This is a genomic window from Sphingobacterium sp. WM, from assembly GCF_029542465.1.
In the GTDB taxonomy this organism is placed as follows: domain Bacteria; phylum Bacteroidota; class Bacteroidia; order Sphingobacteriales; family Sphingobacteriaceae; genus Sphingobacterium; species Sphingobacterium cellulitidis.
In genome coordinates, this window is the sequence record NZ_CP120709.1 from 1,311,725 (window position 1) to 1,326,167 (window position 14,443).

Annotated in this window: 13 protein-coding genes; 11 read left to right on the plus strand and 2 right to left on the minus strand. The window is 37.1% G+C overall.

Annotated features, from left to right (window positions below; all coding sequences use genetic code 11):
• Positions 1-7 precede the first annotated feature (7 nt).
• The gene (locus PZ892_RS05585; protein ID WP_094256812.1) at positions 8-679 is read right to left on the minus strand and encodes a tetratricopeptide repeat protein; all 672 of its coding nucleotides are present in this window, start codon (positions 677-679) and stop codon (positions 8-10) included.
• 322 nt (positions 680-1,001) lie between these two features.
• Here PZ892_RS05585 and lon point away from each other — a divergent pair, with 322 nt between their 5' ends.
• The 3 genes from lon (at position 1,002) to rnhA (ending at position 4,686) form a co-directional block, all read left to right on the plus strand.
• Positions 1,002-3,464: an endopeptidase La gene (lon, locus tag PZ892_RS05590; RefSeq protein WP_182498976.1), complete on the plus strand. Its 2,463-nt coding sequence runs from the start codon at positions 1,002-1,004 to the stop codon at positions 3,462-3,464.
• 126 nt (positions 3,465-3,590) lie between these two features.
• Positions 3,591-4,124, plus strand: a complete 534-nt coding sequence (locus PZ892_RS05595) for an FUSC family protein (RefSeq protein ID WP_094256813.1) — start codon at positions 3,591-3,593, stop codon at positions 4,122-4,124.
• Positions 4,125-4,179: 55 nt separating this feature from the next.
• Positions 4,180-4,686, plus strand: coding sequence for a ribonuclease HI (rnhA, locus tag PZ892_RS05600; protein ID WP_094256814.1), 507 nt, complete (start codon positions 4,180-4,182; stop codon positions 4,684-4,686).
• Between the two features lie 42 nt (positions 4,687-4,728).
• On the opposite strand, the gene PZ892_RS05605 is transcribed toward rnhA, so the two are convergent.
• On the minus strand, positions 4,729-6,756 hold the full coding sequence (locus PZ892_RS05605; RefSeq protein ID WP_277712351.1) for a M3 family metallopeptidase: 2,028 nt from the start codon (positions 6,754-6,756) through the stop codon (positions 4,729-4,731).
• 119 nt (positions 6,757-6,875) lie between these two features.
• Between PZ892_RS05605 and PZ892_RS05610 the strand changes: the two genes are divergently transcribed.
• The 8 genes from PZ892_RS05610 (at position 6,876) to PZ892_RS05645 (ending at position 14,231) form a co-directional block, all read left to right on the plus strand.
• The gene (locus PZ892_RS05610) at positions 6,876-7,343 is read left to right on the plus strand and encodes a hypothetical protein (protein WP_277712352.1); all 468 of its coding nucleotides are present in this window, start codon (positions 6,876-6,878) and stop codon (positions 7,341-7,343) included.
• Between the two features lie 113 nt (positions 7,344-7,456).
• Complete coding sequence (locus tag PZ892_RS05615; protein WP_277712353.1) at positions 7,457-8,086, plus strand: TetR/AcrR family transcriptional regulator; 630 nt, start codon at positions 7,457-7,459, stop codon at positions 8,084-8,086.
• Positions 8,087-8,142: 56 nt separating this feature from the next.
• Positions 8,143-9,435, plus strand: coding sequence for a TolC family protein (locus tag PZ892_RS05620; protein ID WP_277712354.1), 1,293 nt, complete (start codon positions 8,143-8,145; stop codon positions 9,433-9,435).
• A 6-nt stretch (positions 9,436-9,441) separates the two neighbouring features.
• Positions 9,442-10,341 (plus strand): HlyD family efflux transporter periplasmic adaptor subunit, encoded by a 900-nt coding sequence (locus PZ892_RS05625; RefSeq protein ID WP_277712355.1) that lies wholly within the window; start codon positions 9,442-9,444, stop codon positions 10,339-10,341.
• A 2-nt stretch (positions 10,342-10,343) separates the two neighbouring features.
• The gene (locus tag PZ892_RS05630) at positions 10,344-11,258 is read left to right on the plus strand and encodes an ABC transporter ATP-binding protein (protein WP_277712356.1); all 915 of its coding nucleotides are present in this window, start codon (positions 10,344-10,346) and stop codon (positions 11,256-11,258) included.
• A 1-nt stretch (position 11,259) separates the two neighbouring features.
• Entirely contained in the window at positions 11,260-12,006 is a 747-nt protein-coding gene (locus PZ892_RS05635) for an ABC transporter ATP-binding protein (RefSeq protein WP_277712358.1), read from the plus strand.
• Positions 12,007-12,018: 12 nt separating this feature from the next.
• Positions 12,019-13,113, plus strand: a complete 1,095-nt coding sequence (locus tag PZ892_RS05640; RefSeq protein WP_229678280.1) for an ABC transporter permease — start codon at positions 12,019-12,021, stop codon at positions 13,111-13,113.
• Complete coding sequence (locus PZ892_RS05645) at positions 13,110-14,231, plus strand: ABC transporter permease (RefSeq protein ID WP_277712359.1); 1,122 nt, start codon at positions 13,110-13,112, stop codon at positions 14,229-14,231. Before PZ892_RS05640 ends, PZ892_RS05645 begins: the two co-directional genes overlap by 4 nt.
• Positions 14,232-14,443: the final 212 nt, after the last annotated feature.

The window sequence follows — 14,443 nt, forward strand, 5'->3', positions numbered from 1 at the left end:
GATATCCCTATTTAAGGTTATCACGGTAAACTGTAGCTTTTTTCACTTCAGTTTGAATGTCTTTACGAGAAGCATCATACGTTAATACTTTCTCATAGTCAGTAATTGCTTTGTTGTAAGCATCAGTAGCTGTTGCTTTGTTATAGTTTGCAGCCCCTTTAGTACCAGTCAAGATTCCTAGGTCACGGTAAGCAATAGCACGGTTTTGGTATAATTTTGCATCCGTTGCATTGATTGCGATCGCTTTCGTGTAGTCAGCAGTTGCTGATTTCAACAATCCTTCGCGTTCTTGGTTACTTAACTTAAGTTCTTTATTTACCGCCATATTATTGTTTGCTTTCGCTTTATAGTAGTAAGCAGAAACATTTTTCGGGTCTAAAGAAATTACTTTCGTAAAGTTTGCGATTGCTTTTTTGTATTCTCCATTTTGGAATTGAGAATAACCTAATAAATAGACAACTTCAGGTTCATTTCCAGCATTAGGTAATGCTTTTTCGAATTGAGCTGCAGCAGTTTTGAAATCGCCACCTAGAAGTGCTTTTTCACCAGCACGTACATTAGGATCGCTGTGTTGTTGTTTTTCTTGTGCCTGCGCACCCATTGTAGCTAGTGCTAATGCAACCGTAGCTAACCCAATCTTAATCGACTTCATCTGCGTATTCAAATTATTTAATTTCATGTCTGAATTTTTATGTTGTTTTCCAGTAAAATACAATACTCCTACTAATAGAGTAAAAATCTATTAAATAGTTTAACCTGGCAATCAATAGTTATAAACATTTCCACATTTTGTAACTTGCGTAAGTTTTTATTGTTAAAGAGTACACAAAGGTGACAAAGAATGTGCTGATTACTGACGATTTAACAGATACAAATCAATAATAGCATAAAATGTACCAAATTTCATGATTGGCATTCTGCTTGTACTATAAGGGTTCAATAAATTTAAAGAAAAAATATGCTGACGTTCTGACAAGATGTCGGCAGCTGGATATATACATATGAACAAATTTGATTCATTCAATTTTAATCAAACATTACCTATCATAAACGAAGAAACTGAATTCTTTCCATTATTGACTCAGCAAGATGAGGATGAGATGAGGAACGCAGAGATTCCGGATCAATTGCCGATTTTACCATTACGGAATACGGTATTATTTCCTGGGGTTGTGATTCCAATTACTGTGGGTAGAGATAAGTCCATTAAGTTGGTCAAAGATGCATATAAAGGAGATCGTACAATTGCTGTGGTATCACAGAAAGATATGACAGTAGAGGATCCTTCCTTTGAACAGCTGAACAAAATTGGTACTGTGGCGCATATCATTAAGATCCTTCAAATGCCTGATGGTAACACTACTGTTATTATTCAAGGTAAGCAAAGGGTAAAGCTTAAGGAATTGGTACAAACAGAGCCATATTTAATAGCGAGAGTTGAAAAATTCCCTGAGGATAAGCCTAAAACCAGTAGCAAAGAATTCAAAGCATTGATCTCTTCAGTGAAGGAAATGGCCTTACAGATTATTCAGTTATCGCCAAACCTTCCTAGTGAGGCTGGGATTGCGATTAAGAATATTGAGAGTCCAACCTTTTTGGTGAATTTTATTTCCTCGAATCTATCTTTAGAATTGGAACAGAAGCAAGATTTATTGGAGATCAAGGATTTTGTGAAACGCGCTAAACAACTATTGGAGCATTTGACGACTGAAATTCAGATGTTGGAGTTGAAGAATCAGATTCAGAATAAGGTTCGTATTGATTTAGACAAGCAACAAAGGGATTACTTTTTGAGTCAACAGTTGAAGACGATTCAAGAGGAGCTGGGTGGCAATACCCCTGACTTGGAGATTGAGGAGTTGAAGAAACGTGCAAAATCCAAGAAATGGAATGAAGAGGTAAGTAAGCATTTCCAAAAAGAATTGGAGAAGCTAGCCCGAATCAATCCAGCTGCTGCGGACTATTCCGTTCAATTGAATTATTTAGAATTATTGTTGGATTTGCCATGGGGTGAATTTACCAAGGATAATTTTGATTTAAATAGAGCTGAGAAGATCCTGAATAAGGATCATTATGGCTTGGAGAAAGTAAAGCAACGTATCGTTGAGTATTTGGCTGTATTAAAGTTGAAGAATGATATGAAGGCTCCGATTTTATGTTTGGTTGGTCCTCCGGGGGTTGGTAAGACTTCCTTGGGAAAATCCATCGCAAAGGCCTTGGGTAGAAAATATACCCGTATGGCTTTAGGAGGTATCCGTGACGAAGCAGAAATCAGAGGACATCGTAAGACTTATATAGGAGCGATGCCGGGTCGTATTGTTCAGTCCTTGAAAAAAGCGGGAGCTTCAAATCCAGTTTTTGTTTTGGATGAGATTGATAAGATTGGTTCTGATTTTAAAGGAGATCCCTCTTCAGCTTTATTGGAGGTATTGGATCCAGAACAGAACACTCATTTTTACGATCATTATGTAGAGATGGAGTATGATCTTTCCAAGGTTATGTTTATTGCTACTGCAAACTCATTAAGTGGAGTTCAACCGGCTTTATTGGATCGTATGGAGATTATTGAGGTAAACGGCTATACGATAGAAGAGAAGATTGAGATTGCGAAGAAGCACTTACTACCTAAACAAAGGGAGATGCATGGTATTCAAGCAAAGGATATTGCATTGAAGCCTAAAATGATCGAGAAGATTATAGAGGAATATACTCGTGAATCTGGGGTTCGTGGTTTGGAGAAGAAGATAGGTTCCATAGTTCGTGGTATTGCTACTCGGATTGTAATGGAGAAGCCATATGATCATAATTTAGCTTCAGATGATATTGAAGAGATTTTAGGTCCACCAATTTTCGATAAGGATTTATATGAGAATAACGATATTGCTGGGGTAGTAACAGGTTTGGCTTGGACTTCTGTAGGCGGTGATATATTATTTATTGAGTCGAGTTTAAGTCCAGGGAAGGGCAAGTTAAGTTTGACTGGTAATTTAGGGGATGTGATGAAGGAGTCGGCCGCGATTGCGATGGCTTACTTACGTTCGCATTCAGATGAATTTGGGATTGATTTCAAGATTTTCGACCAATGGGACGTTAATATACACGTTCCTGCTGGAGCGACTCCAAAGGATGGTCCATCAGCAGGTATTACGATGTTGACGGCATTGGCATCTTTATTTACCCAGCATAAAGTAAAGCCAAAATTGGCGATGACTGGAGAGATTACGCTTCGTGGCAAGGTATTGCCTGTCGGAGGAATCAAGGAGAAAATTTTAGCAGCAAAACGTGCTAACATTAAAGATATCATCCTGAGCAAGTCTAATCAGAAGGATATTTTAGAAATTAAGGAAGATTATATCAAAGATTTGAACTTCCATTATGTAACTGAAATGCGTGAGGTTGTTAAACTAGCCTTATTGGATGAGAAGGTAAAGAACGCAAAAGTTCTAATCCGTGATAATTATTAAAACTACATTGTTATATATCAAAAGCACAACCCAGCGGGTTGTGCTTTTTTTGTTAGGATTGTCAGTTTGATTTAATCTTAGAACCTTAATTTTTATTATGATTTAATAAGCTGTATTTTTGCGACAATGAATCCCAATAGCTCTGCAACAAGGTTTATTAAGCGGGTCATTAGTTCTGCACTATTGATCTATATTATTCGATGTCTGATAGGATTTGTACTTGGTTACCTCCTGTATCTACGATTTAAGCAATTTGAAGTTTTTTGGGCCTTATTATCGATTATCTTGGTGATATCGCCAGAGGAGAAAGATTCCAAAAGATTATCCATTGAGCGTTTCAAATCAAATTTTGTTGGTTCGGTTGTCGCGATGGCCTGTGTTTGGCTGTTGCCGAAATCTGTATATTCCATTATGGTAGGAATTGTCGTTACGATTATTCTATGTTGGGGTTTTAAGATTTTGAATATGGCAAGGGTGGCCATCGTTGCCCTATTGATTATTATGATAGAGCCACATCATACACAAATTACCTATACACCGATTTACCGAGCCCTTTCTACGGGATTGGGATGTGTGATTGGATTAACTATCGTCATCCTTACTTCTGGGATTATTCAATTCTTAAGGGATAAGTACAAGATTTTTACAGAACCTGAATAAGAGGGACTTGTATTAATCCTCGGTCAGTTTCAATTAAATCCTTATTTTTACGGCAATGATTGAATTATATACTGACGGCGCATCTAGTGGTAATCCGGGGCCTGGAGGCTATGGCACTATCTTAAGAGCCATTTACCAAGGTTCAAATCCTGAGTTTCAAGGGAAGTTAATAGAGAAGGAATTTTCGGGTGGATTTCGGAAAACGACCAACAATCGAATGGAGTTAATGGCTGTAATTATTGGCTTGGAAGCTCTCAAAAACCTCAATCAACAAGTGACCATTTTTTCAGATTCCAAATATGTTATCGATGCGATAGACAAAAAATGGGTTTATGGATGGATCAAAAAAGGATTTCAAGGGAAAAAGAACAAAGACTTATGGATACGATTGATGAATGTTTACAAACTTCATCAGATTAAGTTGGTTTGGGTAAAAGGGCATGCGGGGCATCCCTTAAATGAGCGATGCGATCAATTGGCGGTCAAAGCTTCAAAAGATAAAACGACATGGAAAATAGATTCTGTATTTGAGGCAGAATTGCAAAAAGGCTTAGATATTTAATCTAAGCCTTTTTTTATGATGCAAATAGAATGTTTTATTTGGTTAAATCAATCCCGCCCGTTTTAGTAAAGGGTCCACTGAAGGTTCCTGACCTCTGAATTGTTTATATAATTTCATTGGATGTTCAGTTCCGCCTTTGGAAAGAACATGCTCTTTAAATTTTTGAGCGACTTCCTTATTGAAAATACCTTCCTGTTTGAAATAATCAAATGCATCGGCATCCAATACTTCAGCCCATTTATAGGAGTAATACCCAGAGGAATATCCACCATCAAAAATATGGGAGAAGGAGGTTGACATTACGTTTTCCTTGACATCCGGATAGATGGCTGTTTCTTCAAATTGCTTGGTTTCAAAATCTTTGACATTGGCGATAGAACTAGGGTCTTGACCATGCCAACCCATATCCAAAAGGCCAAAGCTCAGTTGTCTGACTGTTGCCAACCCTTCTAAAAAGGATGCACTATCTTTAATTTTCTGGATGTATTCCATAGGAATGGTTTCGCCGGTTTCATAATGTTTAGCAAAGAGCTTTAAGGCCTCTTCTTCATAGCACCAGTTTTCCATTATTTGACTTGGCAATTCTACAAAATCCCAGTAAACTGATGTTCCGGAAAGCGTAGGGTAAGTAGTGTCAGCAAGAATACCATGTAAGGCATGTCCAAATTCATGGAATAGGGTAGTGACCTCATTGAATGTTAACAGGGAAGGTTTGCTCGCTGTTGGGCGGGTGAAATTGCAGACGATGGATACATGGGGTCTTTCATTGTGGTCATCCTTAATAAATTGTGATTTATAGGAAGTCATCCAAGCTCCATTTCTTTTACCTTTTCTAGGGAAAAAATCGGCATAGAATACTGCTACCAATTCACCTTCATCGGTACTTACTTCATAAGTTTGAACTTCAGGATGATATTTATCGATGTTATGGATTTCCTTAAAATTCAATCCGTAAAGACGGTGAGCGATTTCAAAGACACCGTTGAGAACATTTTCTAATTTGAAATAGGGTCTTAGTTTTTCATCGTCCAGGTTAAATCTTTCCTGTTTAAGTTTTTCAGAATAGTAGCTGCCATCCCATTTTTCCAGCTTTTCAATTCCATCTTTTTCTTTGGCATATTGAGAGATTTCCTGAAATTCTTTTAGTGCAGCTGGTTTTCCTTTAGCTAGGAGGTCATTTAGAAAAGCCTTTACCGTGTGAGGGTTTTGGGCCATTCTTTCCTCCAGTTTAAAATGTGCATGGGAATCGTAACCTAGAAGAATTGCACGTTGATGTCTTAATTTTGCGATTTTTAGGATAATTTCTTCATTGTTGTTTTCATTATCCTGGAATCCTTTTTTACCCGCAGCAATTGCTAATTCCTTACGGAGTTCACGATTGCTAGCATAGGTCATAAAGGGAATATAACTTGGGTAATCCAAGGTAAATATCCATCCTTCTTTACCTTCGTCTTTGGCTAGTTCATGAGCGGCTTCTACAATGGCATCAGGAAGACCGTCAAGATCTTCTTTCTTGGTTATATGCAATTGATAAGCATTGGTATCAGCAAGGACATGTTCAGCAAAGTTCAATTTCAGAACGGACATTTCCTGGTCAATTTCGCGTAGTTGTTTTTTCTTGTCTTCGGAAAGCAATGCGCCATTACGAACAAAGTCTTTATAGTATTTGTCCAATAAAGTTTCTTGTTCAGGATTTAATGATAGTTTATCCTTTTGGTCATATACTTCTTTTATCTTTAAGAACAAGTCGTAATTCAAAGTTATATCCGAGCTTAATTCGGCTAGTAAGGGTGCTACTTGAACGGCGATTTTTTCAATTTCTTCATTTGTTTCTGCGGAGTGAAGGTTGAAGAAAATATTTGAGATTCTATCCAACTGCATTCCGGAGAAGGAAAGTGCTTCTATAGTGTTTTCGAATGTCGCAGGATTAGTATTAGTTGTGATTTGCTCGATTTCTTTTTTGGTTTCAGCTATGGCCTCTTTGAATGCTGGGACATAGTCTTGATTATTAATTTTAGAAAAAGGAGCTGTATTATAGTTCGTTTCGAACGATTTTGTTAGAATATTCATAGAATATAAAGTTACGAATATAAATTCAGGGAAAATTGCTTGTAAAAGAACAATTAGCAAGATTTTACGGAAACATTACGTATTATTATGTTGTTATAACAATAAAAAAAGCAGACATCATGAATAATAAGATATTATCCTTACTTGCAGTTTCCGTATTAGTATTTAGTTTAAGTTCTTGTCAGAATTCAAAGCCAAAATCTGAGGTTGGGCATTCGACAGAATCAGAAAAAGATTGGACGGCATCGGAGTTGGCGGGTAAATATAGTTTTGAGGACAGCGGTGATACCATAGTTTTAGAATTAAATAACCAGAATGATTCATTAGTCGGTCCATTGAATTATAATTTTGAGGAGAAGGATAAAAACGAAGGAGTTTTCAGAGGGGTGATTAAGGACTCCTTGTTAGTGGGTCAATATACGTTTATGTCGGAGGGAGTCAGCTCGGTACGGGAGACTGTATTTGGGATTGTTCCGGAAGGTTTGATTGAAGGATTTGGGGATGTAGAGGAGCGAGATTCGATGATGGTATTTACGAATATGGATAGTTTAAGGTTTGATCACGGGATGATTTTACATAAGAAATAAGTGTTTTTAGTATAGTAAACTAATATTTTGAACAAATATTTGGTCATTTGATTAAAATATTTGTTCAATATATTATTTTGTTGTTAACTTTGTGAGAAATCAAGGTTAATAATATGGCTAAGAAAATTGCAGATAAGGAGCGGGATACCTCAACGGAGGAGAAAATAAAAGAAGCTGCACGCCGTGTTTTTCATAAGAAGGGATTTGCGGCAACGCGGACTCGCGATATTGCGGAGGAGGCCGATATCAACCTATCCTTGTTGAACTATTATTTCAGGAGTAAGGAGAAACTCTTTGAAATTATCATGTTCGAGACCTTGGGTGAGTTTGTGAAAGGCTTGTTTCCAGTTTTGAATAATGAAGACACGAGTTTAGTTGAAAAAGTCAGTGCCGTCGCAGACCATTATATAGATTCCATCAAAAAGGAGCCAGAAATCCCTGGATTCATTATCAGTGAAATTCGTCATAATGTAAATAATATCCTAGAAAGGATTCCCGTCAAGGAAATTCTAGGGAATTCTGTTATTATCCGTCAGTTCAACGAGGAGCTAAAAAAAGGCAATTTGAAAGATGTGAACCCGATTCAATTTATGATGAATATGTTGGGTTTGGTTTTGTTTCCTTTTATTGCTCAACCCCTGATTATGAATGGAACAGGTGTCAATCATGAAGAGTTTATCAAATTGATGGATCAGCGTAAGAAGTTGATTCCGATCTGGATAGAGGCTATGCTAAAGGCATAGTACTCTTTTTTTGAGGGTAAAATTGGTCAAATGTTTAAATCAATATATTAAAATGTATGATTAAGTTAAATGTCTTTTATAAAATTTTATTAATTGGAATTCTGCTCGGATTCAAGCTAAGTCTGGGATATGGGCAGCAAATGAAAACTTTGGAATTGGAGGAGTGCTATAAGTTGGCTCGGTTAAATTATCCGATGATCAAACAACATTCATTGATCGAAAAGACAAAGGATTTCTCCATGGACAATATGGAAAAAGCAATTCTACCCCAAATGAATATTGCTGGACAAGCTACCCATCAATCGGATGTGACCTCTCTTCCAATTAGTTTGCCGAACATGGATATTCCAAGTATAAGTAAAAACCAATACAAGGTTTATGCAGAGATTTCACAGTCCATCACAGGTTTGCTAAACCTTAAGGATCAGAAAGAGAATTTGGAAGCTAGTTCGGCAGTTGAAACGCAGAAGGTAGAGGTTGAGATGTATAAGTTGAGGGAGCGGATCAATAATTTATTTTTTTCCATTCTGATGTTGGATAAGCAGCAGGAACAAATCAAGATCAGCATTGTGGATCTTCAGAGTGGTATTGATAAAATGGAAACAGCTGTTAAGAATGGGGTTGCCCTTCGGAGTTCGGCCAGTAATTTACAAGCAGAAAGGTTGAAGGCAGAACAGCGAATCGTTGAAGTCCAATATAACAAGAAATCTTTTTTGAATGTTCTGTCTATTTTGATTGGTCAAAAATTGGATGATCAAGTTCAATTGATTGTTCCAAAGTCAGCAACCTATTCAGATCAGATTAATCGACCAGAGCAAGCTTTATTTTCCTTACAGAGAAAGGCTCTTGATGTTCAGAATAAATTAATTGATGATAAATCCTTGCCGCAGTTCAGCATGTTTGTTCAGGGTGGTGTTGGACAACCTGCCTTAAATATGTTGAGTAATAAATCTCAGGGGTTTTATATTGCCGGATTGAGGTTAGCCTGGAATTTAAATACGTTCTATACCCAACGTAATGAAAAGAGTTTGGTAAAAACCAATCAAGAGATGCTGGATGTGCAGGAGGAGACCTTTCTATTCAATACGAAAATGAATTTAAGCCAACAGGAAACCGAGATTTTGAAAATTCAAGAGCTATTAAAAACAGATCAACAAATTATTGAATTAAGAGAACAGGTAAAGAATTCGACATTGAATCAATTGAATTATGGTACAGCGACCAGCAATGATTACCTCATCGCTGTCAATGTGGTGGAACAAGCGAAGCAAAGTTTGGCGATTCATGAAGTCCAGCTTTTGATGGCACAATATAATTTACTAACAACTTCAGGTACAATTGACAACTAATACAGTATGAAAAAAATTAATATAAGCTTGGTTTTAATGGTAGGACTGTTTTTGAGTTCTTGTAAAAATAATAAGGATGATTTTGATGCTTCGGGCAGTTTTGAAGCTGTTGAAACCATTATATCCGCTGAGGCAAATGGTACGATCAAAGAGTTTAACTTGGAGGAAGGTGACCAATTGAAGGAAGGCCAGCAAGTAGGCTTTATCGATACGGTTCAAACCTATCTAAAGAAGCGTCAGTTGGAGGCGCAAGTAGGGGCTGGCTTAAGTAGAAAACCCAATATTCCGGTGCAATTATCGGCATTGAAAGAACAGATCAGACACTTGGAACAGGAGAAAGTAAGGACTCAAAATTTGATTGCTGGGGATGCTGCGACACCAAAGCAATTGGATGATATCGAAGCGCAAATCAAATTGTTGACCAAACAAATGGACGCTCAACAATCATCATTGTCGATATCAAATCAAAGTATTGGAAAAGAGGTTGTTCCCTTGGAGGTTCAAATCTATCAGTTGGATGATCAATTGAAGAAATCAAAAATTATCAATCCGGTCAATGGAACTGTGTTGACGAAATATGCAGAAGTAAATGAAGCAGCAGGAATGGGAAAACCTTTATATAAGATTGCTGATCTGTCGACCATGATTCTGAGGGCCTATATTACTGGTTCTCAGCTTCCGAATGTGAAGTTAAATCAGAAGGTAAAAGTATTGACGGATAATGGTGACGAGGGTTACTATGAGTCCGAAGGAATCATTACCTGGATTAATGACAAGGCTGAATTTACACCAAAGACGATTCAAACCAAGGATGAGCGTGCAAATCAGGTTTATGCGATTAAGGTAAGGGTTAAGAACGATGGTCGCTATAAAATAGGGATGTACGGCGAAATAAAATTCATGTAAACATGGAAATGGTTCAAGTCCAAGATTTGGTAAAAACCTATAATAAGGGGGCATTGACGGCAGTTGATCGGGTTAGTTTTTCGGTTGACAAAGGGGAGATATTTGGTTTGATTGGTCCTGATGGCGCGGGGAAGACCAGTATTTTCAGGGTGTTGACGACTTTGTTGCTTCCAAATGAAGGGAATGTCAGTGTTGGAGGATTGGATGTGGTGAAGGATTATAAAAAGATCCGGAAGATGGTTGGTTATATGCCGGGGAAGTTTTCGTTGTATCAAGACCTGACGGTGGAGGAGAATTTAAATTTCTTTGCATCCGTTTTTGATACGAGCATCGAGGAGAATTATGATTTGATCAAGGATATCTATGTGCAGATTGAACCTTTCAAAGATCGAAGAGCGGGGAAACTATCTGGGGGAATGAAGCAGAAGTTGGCTTTATGTTGTGCATTAATTCATAAGCCTGAGATTCTTTTTTTGGACGAACCTACGACTGGTGTAGATGTTGTATCCCGGAAGGAATTTTGGGACATGCTATCCAGGTTGAAGGAACAGGGGATTACCATTTTGGTTTCCACCCCTTATATGGATGAAGCGACCTTATGTGAAAGGATTGAATTGATTCAAAATGGGAAAATATTGAGTGTCGAAACACCGGATGAAATCATTAAACAATATCCTGATCCATTATATGCCATTAAATCAAATGATATGGGGAAATTATTATTGGATCTTCGAAAAAATCCAATGATTAAAACTTGTAATGCATTTGGGGAGTATCATCATATCAGTTTCAATGAAATGAATGAGAATCAAACTGATGATTTGTTGAAGTCATTGGAAGAAGAGGGGCAAAAAGGCGTTGAAATCAAGAAGATACAACCCAATATTGAAGATTGTTTTATTCAACTGATGAATTGATATGGATCGAGAAATAGTTATTAAAACGGATAAATTGACGAAGAAGTTTGGGGATTTTATAGCTACGAATGCCATTAGCTTTGAAGTTTATAAGGGCGAGATTTTTGGCTTTTTAGGGGCGAACGGTGCTGGTAAGACTACTGCGATGAAAATGCTATGTGGTTTATCGAAACCGAGTTCTGGGGAGGCGAGTATTGCAGGCTTTGATATTTATAAGCAGACGGAGGAAATTAAGAAGAACATTGGTTATATGAGTCAGAAATTCTCCTTGTATGAGGACTTGTCAGTGAATGAAAATATTGATTTTTTCGCTGGAATTTATGGCTTGAACAATAAGGAGTTGAAGACGAAAAAAGCGGAGTTGCTTCAGACATTGGGGCTGGAGAGTGAGGCTAAGAAATTAGTGGGTTCATTGCCCTTGGGCTGGAAACAGAAGTTAGCATTTTCTGTTGCTATCATTCATGATCCTAAGATTGTATTTCTGGACGAACCGACCGGAGGTGTTGATCCAGTGACGAGACGACAGTTTTGGGACTTGATCTATGCGGCTTCGGCAAATGGAATTACGGTTTTTGTGACGACGCATTATATGGATGAAGCGGAATATTGTAATCGGATTTCCATGATGGTTGATGGGGAAATCAAGGCTTTGGATAGTCCGATTAATTTAAAGAAGCAGTTCGGCGTTGAAACGATGGATGAGGTATTTTATGATTTAGCACGTGGCGCAAAAAGGAAAGGAGATTAAATGAAACAGTTTATGTCATTTGTAAGAAAGGAGTTCTATCATGTTTTTCGGGATAGAAAAACCCTGTTGATGCTTTTTGGTTTGCCCATTGTTCAGATTTTCCTCTTCGGATTTGCTTTGACTAATGAGGTTAAAAATGCCAAAATAGTAATCTGCGACTATGCTAAGGATGTTGCAAGCATGGAAATTACAAGGAAATTTGAAGCAAATCCAAACTTTGAATTGACTAAATCCTTGATGAATCATCAGCAGATAGAGGAATCCTTTCAGCGTGAGAATATCAAGTTGGCCATTATTTTTCCGGTGAATTTTAATGAAGATTTGATGCATCTTAAGAAGGCTCAGATTCAGGTTATATCGGATGGCTCAGATCCGAATACGGCTAGTACGCTTCAAAATTATGCGAACTCCATCATAATGGACTATCAAAATGAGATGATGCAAAACCAAAGCCAGCCTTACTCCATAAATACGGAACTAAGAATGTTGTATAATCCAGAATTAAAAGGAGCAACGAACTTTGTGCCTGGGATTATGGCGTTGGTGTTGATGTTGGTATGTGTGTTGATGACTGCAGTATCCATTGTGAAGGAGAAAGAAATGGGGACCATGGAAATCCTATTGGTTTCACCCTTCAATCCTTTTTTAGTGATCGTATCGAAAGCACTTCCTTATTTTATTCTTTCCTTAATAAATCTAGCAGTTATTCTAATCATGGCGGTGACTTTATTGGGGATGCCGATTCATGGAAGTTTACTCTTATTGATTGCGGAAAGTGCTCTTTTGATTATCTGTGCTTTATCGGTGGGTTTATTGATTTCTAATGTTACGAAATCACAGCAAGCAGCCATGTTGATTTCAATGATGGGGATGATGTTGCCGATCTTGTTGTTCACTGGTTTTATGTTTCCAGTAGAGAATATGCCTCTGCCATTGCAACTGATTTCGAATATTGTACCATCTAAATGGTATTACATTATTGTGAAATCTATTATGTTGAAGGGATTGGGGATAGCAGCAGTTTGGAAGGAGACTTTGATATTGGTTGGAATGACCGTTTTGTTACTGTTCTTAAGTTTAAAGAATTTTAAAACCAGGTTGGAATGAAATCATTAATGTTTTTATTGAAAAAAGAATTTAAACAGATCTTTAGAAATAAAGCTTTGCTACCTTTAATTTTTATTGCACCGATCATGCAATTGATCATCTTGCCATTGGCTGCAGATTTTGAGGTTAAGAACATCAATATTTCAGTCATTGACCATGATCATTCCCCATATTCACAGGTGTTGATTTCAAAGTTAACTGCCTCGGGTTATTTTCGATTGACCGACTATGGACAATCATTTAAAGAAGGTTTAAAGCAAATAGAGCAGGATAAGGCTGATTTGGTTTTAGAAATTCCGGCTCACTTTGAAAGGGATCTTGTAAAAGAAAAGAACGCAGAACTATTTGTGGCAGCAAATGCTATCAATGGGGTTAAAGCTGGATTGGGTTCAAGTTATTTAAGTCGAATCATAAAGGATTTTAATGCTGATATCCGGACGAAATGGTTGAATCAGCAAGGAGAATCAGGGACTTCATTAATTGATATTACCTCTTCCAGTTGGTTTAATCCATATTTGATTTATAATAAATTTATGGTTCCTGGAATTTTGGTTGCCTTGGTTACCATGGTTTGTTCCTATATGTGCGCCTTAAATATCGTGAAGGAAAAGGAGGTGGGTACCATTGAACAAATCAATGTGACTCCGATCAAAAAATATCAGTTTATCCTTGGGAAACTAATTCCATTTTGGATAATAGGGTTGTTTGTATTTACTGTAGGTTTATTTGTCGTAGGACGTTTCATCTATGGAATTGTACCAGTCGGTAATTTAATATGGTTGTATGCATACCTATCAATTTATCTGATCGCTGTATTGGGATTAGGTTTACTTATTTCAACAATTTCTGAAACACAGCAACAAGCCATGTCTGTGGCCTTCTTTTTTATCATGATATTTATGTTGATGAGTGGCTTGTTTACTTCTATTGATAGTATGCCGGAATGGGCTTATATTATTGCTAGGTTTATCCCAATGACCTATTTTATTGAAGTGGTTCGGATGATAGTTTTAAAAGGAAGCGATTTTGCCGATATCCAACAGCATTTCTTAATCATTATTGGCTTTGCAATTTTATTGAATGGATTGGCGATATGGAATTATAGAAAAACTTCTTAATACGTTGAAAATCTGCAATAACTTTAATAGGCAATAAAAGAATAGTTAAAAAGTGGAATAAAATGTGGTTAAACTTTCATTTTAGTTCTAATTTGAATTTTTTACAATAAATTATTCAATTTGGAGCATTAATAACTGTATATTCACAAGCGATAACAGGAAAATATTTATTCCAATATTAATTATTTTTGCCTGACTATTGAATTGTTTCC